Here is a 24,124-nt window from a genome sequence, read left to right on the forward strand (position 1 = left end):
CTAATTAAAATAAATCTTCAGTTTTATCTCTTCCATCTGCGATTGGCTGACCAAGCGTTAATGAGACAGGAGTCCCATCTGTCATTGGGTCTAGTACAAACGATCCATTTGAATAGCGATCGCCCAATGGGAATTCAGAAGTATTAAGCTCAATATGACGATCACTAGAAGTATTCAGATGAAGAATATGATTTCCACCATAACTACTGATTGCCATAATTCGATGAGGCTTAGTCTTAAGTTCACGTAGTACAAGGACACCTCGTTTTGCACGTGTAACTTTATTTATAAGGTTAAGTTTGAGTTGCTTAAAGGCCCCCCGTTGAGTGATGATTCCAACCTTAATTAAATCAATATATTTAGGATCAGCTAAAACATAATTTACTATGTAGTCATCATCTTTAAGGTTAACTGACTTGACCCCTACGGCTTTTGAACCAGATGTAGGTATTTCATTAATATCAAATCTTACTGCGTAGGCTTGGTTAGTAATTAGAGTAATTTCTTCTTTACTATCAGGTTGAACTTGATCAATGCGGACAACTTTACTGTCATTACTCTTAAGCTTAATAGCAGTAATTGCACGAGACTTATATGTTCTAGTAGGTTGTAAATCGGCTAATGTAACTTGTTTAATGTATCCATCGTTGGTAGCAATCAAAAAGTTTAAATTGGCCTTTAAATCATTAACTTCAAACACCCGAATAATTTCTTCATCACTATCAAGACCAATTTCTTGAGACAGGTGCTGCCCTGTTTCTTTCCATTTTGTTTCAATTAATTCATGTACTGGACGATAAATTAGGTTTCCTTTATTAGTAAAAATATAAAGGTTATCCAAGGTAGACATTGTTTTTTCAAACACAACCTTATCACCAGCAGGCAATCCATTATCTTCATCATCGGTTGATTGGAATGAACGAAGAGATGAACGCTTCAAGTAGCCGTCTTTACTTACTAATACTCGTACATCTTCATCAGCTACTAGAGCTTTTTCATTAATTTCAATTTTAGCTGCTTTAGCAGTAATTTCTGTTCTTCTTGGTGAACCGAATTCTCTTTTTACCGCATTTAATTCTTTAACTACAACTCTTTCAAGAACCTTATTATCACTTAATATTTCATTGAACTTTTCGATTTTTTTATTTAAATCTGCTTGTTCCTTTTTAAGTTGGTTAACATCAGTATTAGTTAAACGGTATAACTGCAAAGAAACTATAGCTTCCGCTTGATTAGGAGTGAACTCATACTTAGCAATTAAATTCTTTTTAGCATCTTTTTTATCTTTAGAAGATCTAATAGTTTTGATTACTTGATCTAAAATATCTAAGGCATGAATAAGACCTTCAACTATTTCTAGACGCTGTTTAGCTTTCTTTAGATCAAATTCTGTTCTCTTAGTTACAACATCTTTTTTATGTGCTAAATAAGAAGATAAAATACGCTTTAATCCAACTTGTACAGGAGTCATACGATCAATAGCAACCATATTGAAATTGTATGAAACTTGTAAGTCAGTGTTTTTAAATAGATAGTTCAAGATGTTTTGACTATCAGCACCCTTTTTAAGTTCGATTACAATTGAAAGGCCGTGACGATCAGTTTCATCTCTTACTTCTGAAATACCGTCAATTTCCTTATTTAAACGGATTTCGTCAATTTTCTTAACCATCATTGCTTTATTTACGCCGAAAGGTACTTCGGTTACAACGATTTGCTGACGATGGCCTTTAATTTCTTGAATTGTAGTCTTAGACCTAACTTGAATTCTTCCACGACCAGTTTCATAGGCCTCTTTAATGCCCTTAGTTCCTAGGACAATGCCACCTGTTGGAAAATCGGGTCCCTTAACAAATTTCATCAAATCATCTGTTGTAGCATCGGGATGCTTTAGCAGATAAACAGCTGCTTCAATAACCTCAGCAAGATTATGAGGTGGAATTTCAGTTGCGTATCCAGCTGAGATACCTGTTGATCCATTAACTAATAAGTTAGGAAAGTGAGCCGGTAAAACTGTTGGTTCATACTCTGTATCATCAAAGTTCAAAATCATTTGAACAGTTTCTTTATCAATATCTTGTAAAAGTAAATTAGAAATTTTACTTAAACGAGATTCGGTATAACGCATGGCTGCTGGACCATCCCCATCCATTGATCCATTATTACCGTGCATTTCGATTAAAGGTTCACGCATTTTCCAATCTTGCGATAAGTGAACCAAAGCCCCATAAATAGAACTATCACCATGAGGGTGAAAGTTACCCATGACATTACCGACAGCTTTTGCCGCCTTCTTATAAGGCTTATCATATGTATTATTATCTTTATACATCGCATAAAGAATACGACGTTGAACTGGTTTTAAGCCATCTCGAATATCTGGGAGAGCACGTTCTTGGATAATATATTTTGAATATCGTCCAAATCTTTCACCCATAACTTCTTCAAGAGGTAATTCCCTAATTCTTTCATTTGTTTGTGTCATTTAAAAATATAACCTCTTAATCTCTACTTGTTTCTAGAATTGATCCGTCTTCACCCATACGGAATTTAACGTTTTCATCAATCCATTTTCTTCTAGGGGCCACTTTATCTCCCATTAAGGTTGTTACACGCTTTTCAGCAAGTTGAGCATCGTCAATCTTAACTCTAATTAAGGTACGAGTTTCAGGATTCATAGTTGTTTCCCATAATTGATCAGCATTCATTTCACCTAAACCTTTGAAACGCTGCAAAGCAAAACCCTTACCCATGTCTTTAGAGTCTTCGCTCAATTCTTCATCAGTCCAAGCATATTTAATCTTGGCTTTTGCTCCGTTACCTTTTTGTAATTTGTATAAAGGAGGCAGAGCAATATACACACGACCCGCTTCAACCATTGGACGCATATATCTGTAAAAGAAAGTTAAAAGCAAAATTTGAATATGGGCACCATCAGTATCCGCATCTGTCATGATGATGATTTTATCGTAATTTGCATCCTTAATCTGAAAATCTGACCCAACACCTGCACCAATAGTATGGATCATGGTATTGATTTCTTCATTTTTAAAGATATCTTGTAACTTAGCTTTTTGTGTATTTAAGACCTTGCCTCGTAATGGCAAAATAGCTTGGAACTTTCTATCTCTTCCTTGTTTTGCGGAACCACCGGCTGAGTCCCCTTCGACTAGGAATAACTCATTTTTCTTTGGATTACGTGATTGAGCAGGAGTTAATTTTCCTGAAAGAATCTCCTTCTTTCGTCTCTTTTTACCACTTCTGCTTTCATCTCTGGCCTTTTTAGCAGCTTCACGTGCATACCTTGCTTTTTGTGCTTTCTGAACTAAGCTTTGAGCAAATTCTCCGTTTTCCATTAAATAGTATGAAAGCTGTTCATAAACAATGCTGTCTACAACACTTCTAGCTTGAGGAGTTCCAAGTTTTCCTTTAGTCTGTCCTTCAAATTCTAGTAATTCTTCTGGAATCTTAACAGATAATACTGCACTTAAGCCTTCACGATAATCGCTACCTTCTAGACCTTTATCCTTATTCTTTAATAGCCCTTGCTTTTTAGCGTAATCATTAAAAGCCTTTGTAAACCCACTACGTGCTCCCGCTTCATGACTACCACCATCAGCTGTACGAACATTATTTACAAATGAAACAAAGTTTTCGGAATATCCATCATTGTATTGGCCTGAAAATTCAACTTCAATTCCATTTTGTTTACCAGAAAAGTAAAAAACATCTCCCATTGTATCTTTGTCTTCGTTTAAATAAGATACAAATGACTTAATTCCATCTTCATATAGAAACTCATCATGATGTTCTGGTTCTCGTTCATCAGTTAGTGTGAACTTAACACCCTTTAATAGAAAAGCTGACTCACGAATTCGTTCTTGAATAGTTTCGTAATTATATGTGGTAGTAGAAAAAATAGTTGGATCTGGTTTAAAAGTAATAGTAGTACCATTTTTATCCTTAGTCTTGCCTAAATGCTTAAGCGTACCAATTGGATGACCACCATTTTCAAATTCTTCTTCATATGCTTGACCGTCTCTGACTACTCTTACTTTTAAGTAAGAAGATAGTGCATTTACAACAGAAGAACCTACTCCATGTAAACCACCAGAAGTTTGATAATTCTTTTCGGTAAACTTACCACCTGCATGTAACACAGTAAGGATAACTTCAATAGTTGGAATTCCTGATTCATGCATTCCTGTTGGCATTCCACGTCCAAAATCTTGAACCGTAACTGAGTTATCTTTATGAATAGTTACATTGATTTCTTTACCATAACCAGCCATTGCTTCGTCAACTGAGTTATCAACGATTTCATAAATCAAGTGATTTAACCCATGCCGATCAGTTGAACCGATATACATTCCTGGACGTTTTCTTACTGCCTCTAGTCCATGAAGAATCTGAATCGAAGAATCATCATATGAACTGGTAGTTTTATTTGCTTTAGCCAAATAAATGCCTCCATTTTTAACAGACAATCAAAATCAACCCCACAGCTATTATAATCTTTGTTAAAATAGCTTTAGATTTTAAATGGGGTTGAAAAGTGAATGTCTACGTTGAATTATTTACTAATTTTTATTTTAGCATACTTGATTGGATCCTTTCCCACAGGTGTGTTAGTCGGAAAGATATTTTTTCATGAAGATATAAGAAATTTTGGATCAGGAAATATTGGTACAACCAACTCGTTTAGAGTAATGGGACCTGTAGCAGGCAGTGCAGTTTTAGTCATTGATGTATTAAAAGGGACACTTGCAACAGATTTACCATTAATTTTCCATCTAAAGGGACCAAAGTATTTATTACTAATTGCTGGTGCCTGTGCCATTCTAGGTCATACCTTTTCCATCTTTCTAAAGTTTAAGGGAGGAAAAGCGGTAGCAACTAGCGCCGGCGTCTTTCTTGGCTATAATTTAAAATTCTTTGGACTATGTGCCCTCGTATTTTTACCAATGCTATTTATTACCTCATATGTAAGTTTATCAAGCTTGGTTTCAATAGTTATCATCTTCATTTGTTCCTTCTGGTTTCATGATATCTTTCTTACAATCATTACAGGAACTATGATGATCTTGCTCTTTGTAAGACACCGCTCCAATATCAAGCGCCTAATTAATCATGAAGAAAATATCGTTCCTTTTGGACTATGGTATTGGTACAAAAAGTCTCATGGATTGCTAAAAAAGAATGCTAAAAATAAATAATCAGAACAAAAGACTGTTTAGGTAAAATCCTCAACAGTCTTTTTTCATAAGTATTATACTTTATTTGAACAAACGTTCGCAAGATGCAATTTTAGCACCTAATTAATATGGATAATTATCTAGGTGGTCTTTCTCAGTGATTTTTCTAACTACTCGGCCTGGAACACCTAAAACTAAAGAATTATCTGGAATATCTTTTGTAACTACACTACCAGCCCCAATAACGCAGTTGTTTCCAATCGTTACTCCTGGACAAACAGTTACATTACTAGCTAACCAGCAATTATCGCCAATTGTAATTGGTGCGCCATATTCGATATCTGCTATCTTACCATCTGCCTGTAAGCGCGCATTTCTTTGCTCTGGCAATAAGGGATGCAGCGGCGTTACTAATGAAGTATTAGGACCACACATTACATTGTCGCCAATAGTAACTGGACAAGTATCTAGAATAGTCAAATTAAAGTTAGCATAAAAATTTTTACCTAATTTTGTAAATTTACCGTAATCTACTTCAATTGGTCCTTGAAGGTAAACTCCTTCTCCATGCTCTGGAAATAAATTATCAATAATTGCTTTTCTTACTTCCTTATCTTCATCTGCTGTTTGATTATAATCACGGCTTAAGCGATGCGCCTTTGTCGAAATAGCTCTTAACTCTTCTGTGTCGGGACGATAAGGTAATCCTGCTAGCATATTTTTAGTATTTTCTTCCATTTCTTACACCTTACTTTCTTATGGTTTTGATTATCTTTAAAATATCATATTTGGGATTAAGATTATAGTGAATAAAAAAATAGATAGAAACATAAACCATGCTTCTATCTATCTCTATTGTCTTAATGTTACTGACTATTCTGAATCACGTAATTGCTTTAGGCTTTCTCCGAAAATATCATCAATTACTGCTGGGTCACGGTGGTCAAAGAATTGACTTACGCCCTTATCTAATCCTTTAATCTTATCCATTTCATCTTTAGTTAATTCAAAGTCAAAAATATCAAGATTTTCTTTTTGACGTTTTTCATGAACAGATTTTGGAATAACAACAATATCTTGTTGGGTTAGCCAACGCAAAATAACTTGAGCAGTAGTCTTGTGGTGAGCTTCAGCAATTTCTTTCAATGTCTTATTATTGAAAATATCATGTTTACCTTCTGCAAATTGAGCCCAAGCTTCTACAGCTACATCTCTTCCTTGAAAGAATTTAACATCGTTAGTTTGTTGGAACCATGGATTAATTTCAATTTGGTTAATTGCTGGCTTATCTTCATGAGCAAGCTCTAAGTTCATGTATTGATCAGGATAAAAGTTTGATAAACCAATTGAACGAACTTTACCAGCGCGCTTAGCAGCAGCTAAAGCGTTCCAAGCGCCGAATGTATCGCCATATGGTTGGTGAAGTAATACTAAGTCTAAATAATCAGTTCCTAATTCTTTTAAGTCATGATCAATTGCTTTAGTAGCTTTTTTAAATGACATGTTTGAAACCCAAATTTTTGTAGTTAAGAAAATATCGTCTCTATTAACTGCACTCTCTGCAATTGCTTCACCTACAGCAATTTGATTTTCATATACTTCTGCAGTATCAATCATGCGATAACCGTTTGCTAACGCCATCTCTACTGTTTGTCTTGCTTTTTCATGATCTGGTATTTGGAAGACGCCTAAACCAAGTAAAGGCATTTTATTGCCATCATTTAATGTAATAGTTGGAACTTCTGTCATTTATAAGTCCTCCCTTTTCTACTCATTCTCCTTCATTCTAAGTCTAAAAATGCAATAAATAAACTAATAGAGCTTATTTTTCATTATCTTTGATTTTGCCAGTGAAATAATGGCTAAGCTACTCATAAAACTTGTTAAATAAGTCTTCTAGTGAAATTTTCCTAACAGTAATTGGTAAAAGAATCGTTTGATTAGGTAGAATTTGATAATTACTTTCTTCGAGAATATCGTTAATCAAACTTGAATTATTAAATTCTAAATATTTTTTTGTTTCAGCTTTATTGTTTAGATTTTTAATTATTCTACCATTCTTTAAAAATAAAACTTGATCTGCATATTGCTGTAAATTTTCTAACAAATGTGAGGCCATAATTATTAACTTACCTTGTGCTCGCAAATTTAACAATACCTGTGAAATTAACTGAACGTTTTGGGGATCTAATCCATTCATTACTTCATCTAAAAGCATGACTGACGTATTGGTAGCCACCACCATTGCAAAACATAAACGTTGTTTCATCCCTAGTGAATAGGTTTCTACTTTACGATCAATATAAGTTTCCATTTTTAAGGTTGAAATAATATCTTTTACTTTCTGCGGATTATTATGCCATAAGTTAGCATAAAGTTTTAAATGATCTCTCCCAGTCATAAAAGAAAAAAGTTCACTTTGGTCAGGAAAAGCACAAATTTCTTGATGCAATTTAACTGTTGTCTTTTCGTTCTTATACTGTAATTCATTATATTCTACGTATCCCTTTTGAGGTTTTAGATTGTTCAATATAACATTGATCAATGTCGATTTTCCTGTACCATTTGGTGCAACTAAGCCATAAATTGTTCCATTTTGGAAATTATAATTAAAATCATCTAAGACAGTATGATTACCAAAAGATAAGGTAATATTTTTTAATTTAAGCATTTAATTTCATCCCTTTACTAATGAAACTCTATTTGAATGACTAATCATTATCATACAAATTTCAACTATTAAAATGGCAAAAATAAGCGGATAAAGTCCTGCTACAAATCCCCATCCTGGAGAATCCATTAAATATGCTAAATTTCCAGTTAAACTTTCTCCAATAGAGAAATACATCATTGGTAGATTTTGTAAAAATGGATATACATATCCCATTCCTAAAGAAAAATAGAAAACTTTTCCACTAATTGCAGACATAGTTGCTAATATTTCAGCAATGTATTCATTTCTAAAAATTATAGAAAATAAAATCGTGAGCCTAATAAACAAGAAAACAATTAAAATGGCAAAAATTCCAAACTGCCCAAAATATTCTCCTAAGGTTGGATATTTAAAAGGCTGTAAAAAATACAATCTTCCCGTATAAAAAGTTGTTCTCAAATTAAATGAACCAAAGCCATATTTTGGAGCTGTACATAAAGTAATTACCACTAAAGCTAGTAAAAAATTTATCCCGACGCCTATTTCAACTACCAGGGTTTTAATCCAAAGGATAGAATTTTTACTTAAGGGAATATTTTTTAAGACCGATTTGTTCTTACGATCGTTAGGTACAATATCCGCTGCAAAAAATATCACAATAATAATTAATATTAGAGCTGTCCAACCTGATATAGAATTTTGCAATATTTGTAAAGTAGTTCTTTCCTCGATAGTATTCCTAGTAAGTGGCTGTTTGCTTTTAACTAGAGCGTCATATAAATGGGCTGTTCTTTGATAACCAAAGTGCCCATCCTCCCTATAATTATTATTTTGGTAATACTGAACGGGATATAGAAATTGTTCATTCTCATCTACAAAAATCAAATGATCAACATCTTTATACCACCTGCTTGAGTAAATAGCATATTCTCTCCAATTGTTTGTCTTAATTCCATGAAGACGATGTTTATCAAATTTTAGAATAGCAGGATAAGTTTTTAGAGCATTAACATATCCTTCATTCGGCACCTCATGTGCATTTTTTGATTTCTGCATTTCATTTATTTTTGTTACTGCTTTTTTCAAGAATAAATTATATCGTTGGTATTCTCCCTTAATTGCATAAGGATCAACTTTTTCAATTATTTGCCGATTAGGTACGCTAACTAAGCCAAAATATAAAGAAAGAATAAAAGTTAAAACAAATAAACCAATATTTTTAGGATTAGTGAAAAAGCATTTTAGTTGAAAAATAAAATATTGTTTCTTCATTTTCATCCCTTCCTCTCCCCTAGATACTTAAATCCATAAATCAAAATCAATGACCAGATCAGAAGTACTAAGTAGCCAGTCAGAAAATTAACATTGGTTAAATGCAAATTACTTGCAAGGTCTCCATTAAATAGATTGGTTAAATCTAAATATGGCGATGGTAAAAATACAAGCCACTTCAAAATATCTTTTGGTAAAAATAATAAAGCGTAAATACTGCCTTCGATGAAGATAGTTAAATAAATGTTCTTAGTTATCTGATTTAAAAACATACTTAAACTTGTAACAAAAATAACTAATCCAGAAATATATGCTAAAAAGACAAGGCAATAACTCCATAAAGGTATAGTAAGTGCATGAGTAAAATAAAAATTAACCGGATAGTTTAAAGTAACAAAATTATGTTTTATACCAGCAAATACATAAGCTCCAATTATAGAGAGTAATACTGATGAGAAAACTAAGATAAAGTTAATGCCAATCTTTTCAATTATCTCGTCTTTAAAGAAATAAGGAATATTTTTTAAGACTGATTGATGGTTCAAGTTAATAATCCAGCTATCAGCCGAGATGAAAGAAATATAAAAGAAGATAATAGTACCTAAAAATGATAAAACATAAATTAAATATGTTGCTGAACTTTCATTACTCATTACAATCGGAATCTTATGATTAATCAAATAATTAATCCGATTCAATTCTTTGCTAATAAAAAATTGCGATGGCACATTTAATGTATTAGCTCCAGCATAGTGGTTCGTATAGCCTGCTTGCATAGTGGTTAGCAAATTGCGATAGCTGTTTAAATATTGCACAGGATCGGTAAATACTTGACTATTTTGTAAACTAGCTAATTCCTGAGCTTGTTTATTTAAATTGTCATAGGTATTCTTATAAGTAGATTTTTTTAGCATTTCACTATCAAAATAATTAGAATTAGCCTGCAAGGATTCGCTATAAGTTTCCCAGCTTTTTGTTCCATCTCCTATTTTTTGATTTTCCACTATAAATAAAGAAAAGGTTGAAAATAGGATAAGAATAACAATAAGAAGTTGGTTTTTCTTTGATTTTAAGACAATTAACAAGTTGGATTTAAGATATGTTAGATTCATTGGTACAACTTCCTTAAAATTTATTTTAGTATAATATTAGCACAAAATAACAAAAGCATTAATAAATAAAATTAATATTTCATATTCTTTTTTTATCTTTTCATATTATTTTTAGCTCAATCAGACCAATTAGACAATTATCGATCAACAAAAAAGCCCGTGTAAAACATGGGCTTTTATTTACTGATAAATCTCTCAATAAGCTTTCAGTTATCCTACTCAAAGGATAATTCTAGTCTATTAAAATATAGATGAATTAATATATCGCTAATATCGTAAATACTATAAACAAAGATTTTTAATTATTATTATCATTTGAACCAAAAATAGTTAAAAACTGCAAAAACAAGTTAACAAAGTCTAGATATAACTGAAGTGCTCCCACAATAGCTAATCCATTAGTAGGAAGCTCACCACCAAATTGTAAATAGATGTTCTTCATTCTTTGTGCATCCCAAGCAGTTAAAACAGTGAAGATAATAACTGCAATGAATGAAAAGATGTAATTAGCTGCTGAACTCTTTAAAAACATATTGATTAACATCGCTACAATTAAACCAATTAATGCTGCTGACGCATAGGAGCCCCACCTACTTAGATCTTTCTTAGTAACTGTACCTAAAATGGCCATGACTACGAAGACCGTTGCAGATGCGATAAAAGCAGAAGCAATATCTTGCCCAGTATATGTGCCTGCAATAAAAGCAAAAGTTACGCCATAAACAATCGCTGTAATCATCAATAAAATAAAACTTGCTACTGGATTTCTCGTAGCTTGAAAATTAATTGCAAATGTTAAAACAATTGGAATTAATAATAAAAGCCACATCGTCCATGGATGATGAACCATTAAAGAAACCATTTGGCTAGCAAATACAGTCATCGTTAAGTAAGCGCTCAGAGCAGATACAAAAACTGCAAGAGCCATATAACCGTAAATTTTACTTAAAAAGCTATTTAGTCCAGATTCGTCAACTAAGTGTCGCCGCTCTGGTTCCTGATCAAAATTATACATATTAAATCCTCCAATCTACCTATATTCTTTCACTTTTAATGTATCACTTAGTAAGGATGAATAGAAATATGAACTATTATTTTATGCACAAAAAAGCAATCAACAGCAAAAATTGCTGAAGATTGCTTTTACAACATTTTATGTTTTTTCATTCGTTCTTCGAAAATACCGTTTACTATTTTTTTCATTTCTTCTTTTTCTTCTGCACTAGCTTCTTCTTCAAAAGCTTTATATAAATCGGGATGCTCCCTCGCAATTAATTTACAAGTATTTTCAGTTGCGTGTTTACGAAACATTTTAGGTATTTTATTTAAATATTCCGGCTTAACTAGTGCGATAATTTTTTCATTCGCAGTCATAATACTCACTCTCTCCCTTATTGTCTCTCAAGCATATGATAATAATTAGTTTCAAAGATCTTTTTATCATATAAATCCGAGATATCTAGATTTTCAATTGCATTAGATACAATCTCATCAGCTCCCGATGGCATTACTGCAAACGGAGCATCAGTTCCAAACAAAACATGATTAATGCCAAAATAATCAAGTACTAATTGTAAAGCAGGAGTGTTACCTAAGATAGCTGTATCTACATAGAAATTCTTAAACATTTCTGCATGCTCTTGATCTAAAATGTGTTCAATTCTCCCACTAAAGAAAGGAACCATTGCACCAGCATGGTGAACTAGAATTTTTAAGTTGGGAGCTTTCTTAAAGATATTACTTTGAACCAGTTGTAACATAGCTTGCGATAATTCATATTCCCAAGAAAATACGAGATTATTATCTGGCTTTCGCTTATCAAATACTGGATGTAACCACAATGGAAGATTTAATTCAGCTGCTTTTATCAAAACAGGCTCGAATTCAGGACAGGCAATACTTTTACCCAAGTGTCTGGTAAAAATTTGAGCACCAACTAGATATGGACTCTTTTTGATATAGTCTAAGATCTTAAGTGAAGCAGGGATATTATTCATTGCCAACATACCTACTCCAGCTTCAAATTTATCTGGATAATTTGCTACAATACCAGCTAATTCTTGGTTAGCATCTACTGCAATTTTATTAGATTTTTCACCATTTACAAAATCTTCAGGATTAATATTTGCAAATGAAACAACTTGCTTGGTATTTTTATCTGGCCACTGCTCTAGCCTTTCATCTAAGCTAACCAAAGTTTCAATTTTGATAAATGGATATTTTTGCGGAATAGTTGTGTCAATATCAAGCATTGTTTGATAAAAATTTGGAGTTAGAATATGTGCAAATGCGTCAATTTTCATAATTTTTGCCTTCTCTATAAAATAATTCTTTCAAATTCATTTTATAATATTGCAAGCTTATTTTTTATAATCTTGACCATAAATATACTTATGTAGCTTTAAGTACTGTTGCTCAAGCTTCTTTTCATTCAAATTATCTTTGGCAAAATAATATCTTTTACCTTCAAATCCTTTTGGCATATAGTTCTGCTTAGCGATCTGGAATGGTTGCTCAAATGGATTTTCAATTAATACTCCGCCGGTTATTTCTATGGAATCTCACGCAGACGCCTAACTACCGAAGGTAAGTCACCATTTTTTAGTAGTAATATAGTGCAGCGTCAGTATCTGAGCCTACCATAGAATCTGAATATGCCGCTAAGTAGTCATAATGCTTAGTAGCTTTTTTATCATATGCAAAATGTTGTTTTTTTACAAAGTTTTTGACAGCGTCTATTGATAATTTATCTCCGTTAATTGCGTGAACAGTTTCTAAAATATTGAGAGCCACGCGTAGGTCACCATCAGCCGATGTAGCAATCATTTTAAATGTCTCCGAATCAATCTTGTCTTTTTCTATTTTTAAGACATCTGCCGTCGCCTTTTTTAAAACCGTTAAGATATTTTGATCGCTTAAAGCTTTAAATTCAAAAATCTGGCAACGTGACCTAACCGCAGGACCAATTGACATGATTGGATTTTCAGTGGTGACTCCAATTAACATTACTTGTCCGTTTTCAAGGTATGGCAAGAGATAATCTTGAATATTTTTTGTCATTCGATGAATCTCATCTATTAATAAGACAAAAGATCGATGAGGATAAGTATTAATGATTTGTGTTAACTTTAATTTGTTATCAACTGATGCATTGAAATTTGCTAAAGGATAGTTATATTCTCGAGCAATGATATGGGCTAAACTAGTCTTTCCTGTTCCAGGAGGTCCCCATAAAAGAAATGAAACTGGTACATGCTTGTGAATTATTTGATATAGCGGTACCCCTTCGTTAACTAGCTCTTCTTGACCTACCAGATCTTTCAATTGCTTTGGTCGCATTAAATCTGCTAGTGGTTGTTTAATTGGCAATATTTTCACCTTCTATTTTTATAAACGGTTTCTATATATTCTATAATATAAGAAAAAATTTTTATGCTAAAGTAAAAATTCTCTTTAAGTGCGAATACACGTTCGATATAATTTAAAAAGCAAATATTTTTTGAGGTAGAAATTATGCTTAATTTTTTAAAAAATTTCTTTTTAAATCTAAAACAAAAACAATACCAGGATAGTTTAGTTTTTCCAAGTGATAACTTACCGCTGTTTCCATATGTTGATGAAAATACTTTAGCTGAACATCCTCTGATCGATGAATATAACTTAGCAAGAGTTTATAGTCTCAACAACTATTTGAATCACAAAATATATCATTCAAACAGGCATAAGTCTTTAGAAAAATATTATCAAAATATGGAGTCTTTGCACTGGATAGCTTTAGTTTCTGATATAGGTTGGCCTTTTGGAAATAAAAATAAACCAGCAGTGCTGTTAGAGAAAGTGTTTGCAGTTGATAGTGATAATAATTGTAAACTATTAGAGCGTCACGTTTGGCTTAATACAAAGTATATCAAGCATACTATTACTAATCCCCAGTCGATTGCTGTTGGTGACGCGATTAAAGGTGTTAGCAATATTGGAATCTATTTTGGACCAAAGAAAGAGGTCAAATATGAATTAAGAGAAACTGTAATTCTAGGGGCAGGTATTTTTGTCGGACCAGATGAAAGAAATGATCAAAAAACTGATATATCACACAAATTTATAACTGATTATGATAGACATAATGATTGGATTTTAAAAATCAATAATAAGAAAAATGATACCTTTTTTTCTAAAAGCCCTACCACACATGAACTCACTAGTCTTCTAGCCTTATCTGGTACCGCATTTACTAATTATCAACGTTCAAAGCATCAATCTTATATTGAAAGAAGCTTAGCTCATAAAGCCATCAAAAAAAGAAAGCAAAAAGCAAAATCTCCTAATTTTACTAGAGAAGTAAAAAACATCAAGCACTCCGTCCATCAGACTATTAATCATACACGGTCACTTCAGCGATACCATGCGCAATTTAGTCGCTATTTTTACTATAATGATCAAAATGGAAATTTCGTTCCGTGTGTTAAATTTGTTGATATATTTAATGAACTAAACGAGAGTGTCTCACAAAATGCTTTTTTCAAGATTAATCCGCCTTTAATTAAACTCGGTCGCCTAAAGCCTGGAATGAAAATTAGTTTTTCGACCAGAGCTAAACTACCAAACCAAAGTGAAGATAAAGATCAAATTATTGAAATTTCTACAAACTATCCAACAAAGCTTTCTCCAATACCTGATACAAATGATGCGCTAGTTGGGATGATTATGAGAGATAGAAATGATCAAACTCCAGATCACTTAATCTTTTTAGAAAAATATAAAGAATGGTGTCAGACTAACAATCAACCTTTAACACAAAATATTAATCCTGCAAAAGTAAAATCTTTTAACAAAGAAGAAATTTCTCAACAATTAAATCTTACCGGAATGCAATTAGAAAAGATAATTCAAAAATTGCAGCTTAAACCAGCTTATACAAATGCAAATGAAGAATACTTTAATGAAAATAGTATAAAACAAATCGAAAAAGAACTTCATCTACGTCAAATGCTTCGTAACATTCGTCGTAATAAAGTCATGACAAGAGAATCTTTCATTGATAAAAGTCAGATAACTAAAGCGAGCAAAATTAATCACACCATTCTAATGACTTCTTATGGCCAGTATTATACCGAAGAACTAGATATTTATACCGCTCGAGATATTAAAAATATGATCACAGAGGCTAAAACTATCCCACTAAATTTCTATTTAAAAGTTCGGGATGTTGATAATAATAGGCTAAATTATATAAAAGCTAAAAATATTAAAGAATTCCGTCTGTTTAATTCATCCGAAACCTATCATATAAAATAAAATACTAAATATCTTTCACCATGTTATAGCTACTGATTCCATCCGGATCAGGGATATCATCAGAGGTTTTGCCTTCATTCTTAAATCCTCTCTTCTCATAGTTGGACTCATTGAACGATCCCAACCTGTATCAAGCAAGATTAATTTATCCAACGTTTCGAGCAAAAAGACATTTACAGGCAACGATATTTTAGGTGATTTTTTAATTGAAAAGCCAGCAGCCTTCGGAGTTGAGCAATGGTCTCCACCAAATGCTAATTCAGGCTCAATCCTAACTTTTCCAGTATTAATTATATGAACTTTATATTCTGACATAATCATTCACCTCATAAAATACCTTAGTTTGTAAAAATATTTTATGAAGAAATATGCGAATTTAACACTACACAATTGCCAAAAATGTCTAAAAATAAGTTGCTAAGTTAGTTAATTCTTTTGAAATCAGATCTAGGATAAATTTTCGATCAAATTTACTCTTGTGCTTTAGATAAAAAATATCTGCCGAAATTACCTCACTTGCTGTCATTTCAAATAAAAGTTCTGCTTTAATATTAGGATTAGTTAACTTAAAGCGCCGATACAAATTTTCTTTAATTGCTGTCTTCCATTTTTCAGCTAAACGATAATCGCAATCTTTAATTAATAAAGCTGAAAGCAGATTGCTATTTTTTAGCATAACTTAACACTTCATAAAAATATGTAAAGTTGTTTGTAGCTGGATCTCTGATACTCTGATCAAGCGTATTCAGCTTTTCTATAAATGTATTTTCTATTTCTTCTAATAAGTTGTCTATATTATCGTGATATGCGTAGAAAGTACTTCGAGCAACGTTTGATGTTTGGTTAGCTCTTTAATAGAAACTTGATTTATTTTCTTAGGACTTAATAAAGTAATTAAGCCCTGGTGCAAGGCTTGTTGTGCAGATGTTAGTTTTGTCATTGAGGTCATTAGCTTTCTTAGGATCAATAGTAGATAGATCAGAAAAACATCCTGATCTATCTACTATCTATATGATTAATACTTATACATTTAATTATTTGAAAATATATCCATGGTATATTCTATTTTTTGACAATAATTAGTATCTTGATTCTCAATTACTAAATAATATTTTTTATTAAGATTATAATTTGTATTCTGAATTGTAATAGTTACAGGAAGAGTACGATCAGCTGCAGATCCCTTACGATTTGCTTCAACTACTACTTTATTAGAAATCATCTTTTCATCCTCATCAACAAAGAATACATTATATTCAGTTGGTAATACTCTATCACTAACTGAAGCTACTTGATTAAAAAGTAGATTCATTTTTAAACTATTAATTCTAAAAGTAGTAGCCGCTAATTTGATTTCTGCTGGTTGCGCAGCGGATTTTCGTGAAGTTGCTTTGATATCTAATATTGGAATTAACATTTCTTGAATAGAAGAGCCGCCGTGAACATAATTTTTACTTCCACTTCTTGCAATAAATTCGTTTGGGCTTGTTGGATAATAAATATTAGTTTTATCATCATTAGATAAGCTAATACCCATTGTAGTACTTTTAACTCCCCTTACGCTTAATTTATCGGGGGTAATCAAATATCTTAAATGTGCATTGCCTAAATAGTCTTCATTTGCTAAATCAATTTTGTCGGTATCATAAATTGGACGTTCTTGATAAATAAAGCCATGATCGGCTGTTACAATGATGTGCGACACACCGTTTGTTCGTAAAGCTTGAATAGCTTTTTTGATTTCCTCAATTGCCTTTTCTGTAGCATCTACTAGTTCTTTAGTTGTTTTTAGTTCATGTCCTTTAGCATCAATTTGATTGTGATACAAATAAATTAAATTCTTACCATTAATGAAAGTTTTCACTTCCTTTGAAGTCATTTCTAAGATATCTTTTAGTTGAGCAGCTGTGTTACTTTCATTGAATGTTTTTAAAATTTTATTACGAGCAGAAGTATTTTCAGCGTTTTTATCGTCTACTTTAACTTTATGTTTCTCTGCCTCCCATCTAAGCCTATTGTGTGGTAGCATAACATTCATTCCCATATACGTCACTGACGGCAAGCTAGTAAGCGCATATTTCATATTTAAAGTTAATCGATCATTATTATCTAACTCATCTTCTAGCTCTTTACCAACTTCAAAGCGTAAGGCATCTGAAAAAATTACTACAACTCTTTCTGGCACATGAGATACATGATTATGATAAAATTTTTCTTGTTTTAGATCACTTGGTACTTCTGATAAATCAAAGGTATTATTCCATTGTTTAACCGAGCTATTCAATAAAATATTTCCATAATACAAATCAATATTTTTTTTGATTTTACTATATAAATCGTTATTACTAATTTTTGTATAAGCTAATAATAATTTTCGATAAATAGTGTCTATTTGGTATTCATTATTTATATATCCGTCCAATTCTTTTTGCCAGTTTTCAAATAATGGGATACGCAAATTAAATAATTCAGCACTATAACGTAAAAATCTATATTCATTTTCTCTATTATTAGAGAAGTTATTGCGAGTGTGGCTAGACATTCGATCAATAATATTTAGAACTTGTTCATAATCAGTAACTTGATTATCAATAAATTTATCTCTAATTTTTGTTAATACGATACTGTTTACTTCTTCAAAAATAGTTACCTTTGTTAAATTACTGAGAGACTCTTGCACTAGTAAATCATGTAATTTCAATTCATTCCAAACACGATTTGACTCTGAGATATAGTATTTATTATATTTATTAGAATCAGCAAAGCGATCAATAAAAATTTGTACATTATCTCTATTACTTAATAATAAATTTTGAAATTTACTAGAATTTTTAATATCTAATTCTGTATCTAAATATGTGAAAAAAAGATTATTAATTAGATTATCTAAGTTAGCATTTTCAATAGTATCATAGCCGAAATAATTTCCAACTAGTTTCCAAAAATAATCTAGTACATTATATTTAGCAAAAAGGAATAAATATTGATTGTTTTCTTTTCCGGCAGAAATAATTTTCATCAATAATTCATTAATATCTAGCTTTTCAGTTTTGGTAATTGCTGCGATAATACCTTTTTCAGGAGTGGTATCGAAATCTACGTTCCAATACTTAATAAAGTTCTTGCGTCTATCTTTAGCACCAAAAAATGTATGATATTGTTTTACAAAAGATAATTTATCTACTGACAAATTTAATTCTTCTAGTATAATTTGTGTTGCATCAGCAGTAAAAAGCTTCGAATAGTATTCCAGATCAGTTAAATAATTTTCTTGTATTCTTGGTCGTTCATAAGGTGCATAAATTAAATATTTATGTTGAGAATCACTTAAAAGGTTAATTTTTGTTTTAAATTGTTGATTAGCTTGAGCTTTATATAGTTTAACTTCATTTAAATTAGAAGCAATTTGATCAATGATATCTTTAAACTGAGCCTTATCGTCATACCAAAAAACATACTGATATTTATCTTCAAAATAGTTTTTAAGTTCTGAAATAATTTTATCTGTCGTTAATGTTGCCATACTGTTAACTCCTGTTCGTTAAATAAATTATATCAGTCGCAAAGTATCCTAAAGGCACCCTAAGTATATAAAAATTCTACTCTATTTAATTATCTATAATAAAAATATAGAAATACTAAAAAATCTGATAAGTATAAATATTTTGCATATTCAATTATACAATTGTATAATTGATTTACAATTTAAAGTGAAAGATAACTTGTTAAGGATTAACGCTGGGGCCCAAAACGGGGTAAGTTGTTACACTGAGCATTCTTATGTGCCCGGGGTTATCTTGTTTTTATACTTTTTAAGACTCTCAACAAAGTGTTGAGGGTCTTTCTTTATCTCGGTAACAACAAATTCTACAAATTGTTTAGAATAAGTATAACTGTGTTGTTTTCCTATTACATGTTCACAAGAATACTTAGGATTTGATTTAATGTCATAAAAATCTATTATCATATTTAAAACATACTGATTAAAACCACTTTTATACTGTAATTTTATGTTTTGTTTATTTAATCGTTCATTGACTGCCATAATAACATTATTGTAAGAATATTAGTGTGTATCAGATGGATCTTTTATGTCTTTAACTATAGCTACGAAATTTTCTGAATTTCTTTCTATTCTGACAGTAAAATCGGCATTCTTTTTCTTTCTTGGAATATATAAACGTTGAGCAATTTCAGCAGGATACTTCATTTTTATCTGTTCATTGCTTAATGGCTCATAACGAGTTGATAAAGTTAGAAAGTCTTGAGATATATATTTAGTAATATCTCTGTTTTGGTATTTTTCTAATTCATTAGTATAATTTAATACACACGCTTGAAACAATGGTGCGTATTTAACTTCATATTCTTCAGTAATAAAATGGGTACTAATATTTCTTAACTCTATTATTTTTTCAAGATTCAATCTAATTCTTGTATGTTTATCAGGATAGATCTTTTTTACTGCATCAATTAAACTAATAGTTCTATTTTGTTTGTCTTTATAATAAATGGATTCATTTTTATCAATAATTATTGCCTTTAATAGCAATTCCCATGCGTTACAAATAAAAAAACTAAAACCTTCTACCTATACTTAATAGTTGGTTTATTGTAAATTTCTAATCCCATTAAAAAAGACTCTATACTCTTATCAACCGTATTTTGAGAAAGGGTATTATTCATTAATTTATTTTCCTTTTACATAAAAATCAACTTTACTATTGTACCAAAATCCCCATTAAAATTTTCCACAAAATAAATGTATTAAAAATTCTAAAATATAGGAAAAAACTGCGTGTAATTACGTAGTTTTTTAATAAATATTAGCTCTTAACTTTCCGAGATCTTCTTTTAACATATCCCTTTCACCTTTAACACAGATGTCAACTTTATTTTTATACTCAAAATAGTCTAATCCTAAAGATGTTATCCACTCAGAAAGAGCTTTAAGAGATTCTATATTAGTAACATGGAATTTCTTAATGCCTTTTTCGTTCATCGGAATACTATAGCTCATTGGAAAAAGTTGAATTTTATCAAATTCTTTTATATCTGGTTTAGTTTGAATATATTCTTTAAGGTACTTATAAAAAAGTTTAATATTTTTTATGTTGATTCCTTCTAACAAAATACGAATTTCTCTAGAATCATAATTACCTTTTTTTATAAAAAATTTTATCCAATTATCTACACAGTCATCTTTTTCTACTAAGTTTACTAATTCCTTACACCAAACAATCAGTAAAAAATTATCTTTTTTCTGACATATTAGATTCCATATCTTATTTAAAATCTCAATACTATTATTGTTTTTTAAAAGTAGAAGTAATTGATCTTCATTATGAAAATGAAACTTCTTTAATTTGGGGATTAAAATTTTATTCACATAACTAGTTAAAATTGATCGATCTTTTTTATATATTTTTTCAAGTAAATAATTAGATATATCGTATTGATCATTATCAATATAATTGATAAAAATATCTATTAATAATTTGATATCATCAAATAAATTTACGATACTTTCACTTTGTTTCTCATCAAGGTAGGAAAAGTGAAAATAAATCCTTTTAAATTTTTCTTCTTTCGAATATACAATTTTACAACATTCTTCAAATGCATGTGTATCAACAGTATTAAATTTATATAGAAAATCAAGACTGCGATTGCTATAACCTCCTATACTTTTCACAGTTTCATTTTTTAAGTACTTTGTTAATAAGTCATAGGTTTTAAAATTTAAATTTTTCTCGGGCAAGCTATCAAAATAAATATAATATAACCAGTCTTTTCTACTTTCATTCTTTACTTCATCTAATATCTGGATAATTTTTGATGTAGAGCTTACAGTATGTAAATAATTTATGATTGCATAAAAAATCGATGGTACTGCAATTTTACTTGAAAATAAAAATTTTATACCGGATAGGTAATCATCTTTATTATTTTTTAAATTATCTAGTATAATTTGTACAACCATCAACAAGCCATAAGTCTGAGATCTTTTTTCTAAGTTATCAATAATGTTTACTATATTTTTCAAAGTTTCTACATCGGAGTTTAAATTATCATCAACATATTTTTTTAGAAAATTATTACTTTTGTGTTTCTTTTCACGTCTAATACTTTCGATATCTTGGTAAAGACGATAATCACTATTATTTAGGAAATTATCTATATTGGAAATTTCGATATTTATCTTAAATAATCTATTTTTAATTTGACCCACTGCAACACAATCTATAAGGCTTTTTGGATCAAATAGTTTATGAATTAATTTACTAATATATTTCAAATCAAATTGAACAACTTTTCTAGTAGTATCATCTATATTGTTCAATCCAAATAACTCTAATCCATAGTTTGCTACAATTTTTCTAACTTTACTATCAAAATTAAAATCAAGTTTCAATAAGAATGTCCACAGTTGCTCTCTAAAAACAAGATTATCTTCAGTAGCAGAAGATAAAAATTTGCGTGTCATAAATTTATTTGGTTCATTAACAACTCCATGAGTTTCTTCAATTACTAATTCTAAATATTTAGGCATGATAGATAAAAGTAAATAAATATTTACCTCACTATCGAATCTTTCGCTATTCATCAATTCCTTAATCAAACTAATCTGTCTTTTAAATTTATAATTAATAAATGTGTCATAATCTATGGCCCAATCTTGAATTATAGCTGCATGAAATTCAGAAAATAGCTGTGGTTGTTTATTTAAATATAGACAGAATAACTCAGAAGCATATTTATAGCTATCAGTATAAGAAAGATGATTAATTATTTTTAAAATAATATCATCTAATCTACTATTATCCGAAACATTGAAACTAATATTATTCTTTCTTGGATATTGTTTAATTTGATCAATTTTTTCTTTCACTGTTTCAATAGTTTTATTAACATCAAATTCTACAAAATCCAAAACAAAGTCTAAATAATTTGCACTATGTTTATCTTCCAAATATTTCCAAACCTCTTCTACAACTTGAGTAAGATAATCTTTATTTTCTTCATTGTAAAAGGTATTTATCAAATCGTTGATACAATTAATAGCCGGCTCAGCTTTGGTTTCAAAAGTATATTCTATTAGATCTTTTAAAGAAATTAACTTTTCATCTAAAAAGACAATCTTTAAAACATAAGCTTTTAACGTTTGATCTGAAAAATATATGTATTTTTGATTTATAAAATCAATTAATTCTTGTTTATCAAGTAAAGCAATATTTCGTTTAAATTCGGTATATGAAATATTGGCTCTATCTAATATTGGTTTGTATAAAACTTTTTCTTGTTCGTTATTAATATTTAAATTTCCAAAAAAAGCAATTATTCCTAAGCAAATAAGTTGTCGATCATTATCAATTACATTTTCTAGTACATTTTTAAGTAGTTTTTTATAAACTTGAGACGCATCTGCAATATCAATAATTCTATGTTTTTTCAAATATACTTCAGATGTTAACATCGCCATTCTAAGATTTCCATGAGATATTTCACAAATTATATCTAAAATATACTCATCTTTTATATTGTATACTTTTGTAATGCATTCTCTAATTTCTTCAGTATTGATTGATTGTAAATTAATGGTACTTACTGAAGAGTATTCATCTACTTTATTTTCTATATCTTCTTTTACATAATCGCGTACTGTAATTAAAATCTTTACTTTTCCAGAATTTAATTGTTGAACAAAAGCTTTAAATATTTTCTCCAAATTTTCAATTTGATTTGCATCATCAAAAACAATTAATTTAGTAGAATCATCTGAAAATTCAATCTGAAGTTCGGATATTAGAGCGTTAATATCATATACATTTCGTGCGAAAAAACTATTATTCAAGAAATTTCTTTTAGCAAATTCAAAGGCTAACCTCGTCTTTCCTACACCCGGTTTACCTGTGAGCACTATAATATTTTGTGTCTTAAAATATTCATTTATTTCTGCAAGCTCTTTTTCTCTATAAGCAAAATATGAATTTAATTTTGATCCACTAAATTGCTTATTATATTCTTCCCCAAATTCACTAATATTTTTTAGTTGCCGTGGCGGTAATGCAAATCCTAAATATTTATTGGCTAAATCACGGTACTTATCTTGAATATATTTGGCTAATTCAAAGTTTGAAATAAATGTAAACTCTATATTTTCTTTCTTATACTTTTCTTTTAACGAGTCGATGTATTCTATACTTACGTTTGATGTAGCTGAACAATAAATAATCTTTTTTACAGTGCGTTTATTAATATTCAATTCACTAAGTTTTTTTAAGTCGCTATTAATTTTTTGAATTAACCTACTCTCTTGTGATGTATATTCCATCAAATACACATCACCATTATCATTTATAATATACGAATCTGGTGTTCCTTTAGTTGGTTTATTTTTACCATCTTCAGAACCAAGAGGATTTAATGTTCCTCCGAAAATACGAGATAAATATTCATCACAAAGTTTTTGAAAGGTTGTCGCATCAATTTCTTTAATAGCATTTTCGATTTTATTTAATTCGTTCATCCACTAAGTCACTTTCTTTCCATAAAAATAGTGTACTTTCACAGAGATTCATTTAAATTATAAACAA

The 24,124-nt window shown here is 30.4% G+C and carries 15 protein-coding genes and 3 pseudogenes; 2 read left to right on the forward strand and 16 right to left on the reverse strand.

Features of this window, described 5'->3' with window-relative positions; genetic code table 11:
* Positions 1 to 4: 4 nt before the first annotated feature.
* Positions 5 to 2,485, reverse strand: coding sequence for a DNA topoisomerase IV subunit A (gene parC / locus GTO82_RS04785; protein WP_180872721.1), 2,481 nt, complete (start codon positions 2,483 to 2,485; stop codon positions 5 to 7).
* A 16-nt stretch (positions 2,486 to 2,501) separates the two neighbouring features.
* A complete protein-coding gene (gene parE / locus GTO82_RS04790; protein WP_180872722.1) occupies positions 2,502 to 4,460 on the reverse strand; it encodes a DNA topoisomerase IV subunit B in 1,959 nt (652 codons plus the stop codon).
* A gap of 99 nt (positions 4,461 to 4,559) precedes the next feature.
* On the opposite strand from parE, the gene plsY reads away from it, so the two are divergent.
* A complete protein-coding gene (gene plsY / locus GTO82_RS04795; protein WP_180872723.1) occupies positions 4,560 to 5,216 on the forward strand; it encodes a glycerol-3-phosphate 1-O-acyltransferase PlsY in 657 nt (218 codons plus the stop codon).
* Positions 5,217 to 5,318: 102 nt separating this feature from the next.
* Here plsY and GTO82_RS04800 read toward each other — a convergent pair whose 3' ends face one another.
* The 9 genes and pseudogenes from GTO82_RS04800 to GTO82_RS04840 all read right to left on the reverse strand — a co-directional run bounded on the left by GTO82_RS04800 (position 5,319) and on the right by GTO82_RS04840 (position 13,601).
* Positions 5,319 to 5,933 (reverse strand): sugar O-acetyltransferase, encoded by a 615-nt coding sequence (locus GTO82_RS04800; protein ID WP_086874884.1) that lies wholly within the window; start codon positions 5,931 to 5,933, stop codon positions 5,319 to 5,321.
* 135 nt (positions 5,934 to 6,068) lie between these two features.
* Positions 6,069 to 6,944: an aldo/keto reductase gene (locus tag GTO82_RS04805; RefSeq protein ID WP_086874883.1), complete on the reverse strand. Its 876-nt coding sequence runs from the start codon at positions 6,942 to 6,944 to the stop codon at positions 6,069 to 6,071.
* A 118-nt stretch (positions 6,945 to 7,062) separates the two neighbouring features.
* Positions 7,063 to 7,866 (reverse strand): ABC transporter ATP-binding protein, encoded by an 804-nt coding sequence (locus GTO82_RS04810; protein WP_180872724.1) that lies wholly within the window; start codon positions 7,864 to 7,866, stop codon positions 7,063 to 7,065.
* Positions 7,867 to 7,872: 6 nt separating this feature from the next.
* Positions 7,873 to 9,126, reverse strand: a complete 1,254-nt coding sequence (locus tag GTO82_RS04815) for a tellurium resistance protein TerC (protein WP_180872725.1) — start codon at positions 9,124 to 9,126, stop codon at positions 7,873 to 7,875.
* Positions 9,123 to 10,232, reverse strand: a complete 1,110-nt coding sequence (locus tag GTO82_RS04820; protein ID WP_180872726.1) for an ABC transporter permease — start codon at positions 10,230 to 10,232, stop codon at positions 9,123 to 9,125. Before GTO82_RS04820 ends, GTO82_RS04815 begins: the two co-directional genes overlap by 4 nt.
* A gap of 298 nt (positions 10,233 to 10,530) precedes the next feature.
* Positions 10,531 to 11,247 (reverse strand): Bax inhibitor-1/YccA family protein, encoded by a 717-nt coding sequence (locus GTO82_RS04825; RefSeq protein WP_011162000.1) that lies wholly within the window; start codon positions 11,245 to 11,247, stop codon positions 10,531 to 10,533.
* A gap of 128 nt (positions 11,248 to 11,375) precedes the next feature.
* Positions 11,376 to 11,606, reverse strand: coding sequence for a hypothetical protein (locus GTO82_RS04830; protein WP_094497270.1), 231 nt, complete (start codon positions 11,604 to 11,606; stop codon positions 11,376 to 11,378).
* A 17-nt stretch (positions 11,607 to 11,623) separates the two neighbouring features.
* A complete protein-coding gene (locus GTO82_RS04835) occupies positions 11,624 to 12,535 on the reverse strand; it encodes an amidohydrolase family protein (protein WP_180872727.1) in 912 nt (303 codons plus the stop codon).
* A 57-nt stretch (positions 12,536 to 12,592) separates the two neighbouring features.
* A pseudogene (locus GTO82_RS04840) lies at positions 12,593 to 13,601 on the reverse strand (AAA family ATPase).
* 144 nt (positions 13,602 to 13,745) lie between these two features.
* Here GTO82_RS04840 and GTO82_RS04845 point away from each other — a divergent pair.
* The gene (locus GTO82_RS04845) at positions 13,746 to 15,527 is read left to right on the forward strand and encodes a hypothetical protein (RefSeq protein WP_180872728.1); all 1,782 of its coding nucleotides are present in this window, start codon (positions 13,746 to 13,748) and stop codon (positions 15,525 to 15,527) included.
* A 4-nt stretch (positions 15,528 to 15,531) separates the two neighbouring features.
* Here the strand turns inward: GTO82_RS04845 and GTO82_RS09725 are convergent.
* The 5 genes and pseudogenes from GTO82_RS09725 to GTO82_RS04870 all read right to left on the reverse strand — a co-directional run.
* Positions 15,532 to 15,627, reverse strand: a pseudogene (locus tag GTO82_RS09725) (GNAT family N-acetyltransferase); the annotation flags it as partial.
* A 303-nt stretch (positions 15,628 to 15,930) separates the two neighbouring features.
* On the reverse strand, positions 15,931 to 16,203 hold the full coding sequence (locus GTO82_RS04855) for a hypothetical protein (protein ID WP_180872729.1): 273 nt from the start codon (positions 16,201 to 16,203) through the stop codon (positions 15,931 to 15,933).
* Between the two features lie 354 nt (positions 16,204 to 16,557).
* A complete protein-coding gene (pglZ, locus tag GTO82_RS04860; protein WP_180872730.1) occupies positions 16,558 to 19,050 on the reverse strand; it encodes a BREX-1 system phosphatase PglZ type A in 2,493 nt (830 codons plus the stop codon).
* Between the two features lie 255 nt (positions 19,051 to 19,305).
* Positions 19,306 to 20,213 (reverse strand): annotated as a pseudogene (locus tag GTO82_RS04865) (DUF3644 domain-containing protein).
* Positions 20,214 to 20,343: 130 nt separating this feature from the next.
* A complete protein-coding gene (locus GTO82_RS04870; RefSeq protein WP_180872731.1) occupies positions 20,344 to 24,057 on the reverse strand; it encodes an ATP-binding protein in 3,714 nt (1,237 codons plus the stop codon).
* Positions 24,058 to 24,124: the final 67 nt, after the last annotated feature.

Source organism: Lactobacillus johnsonii (assembly GCF_013487865.1).
In the GTDB taxonomy this organism is placed as follows: domain Bacteria; phylum Bacillota; class Bacilli; order Lactobacillales; family Lactobacillaceae; genus Lactobacillus; species Lactobacillus johnsonii_A.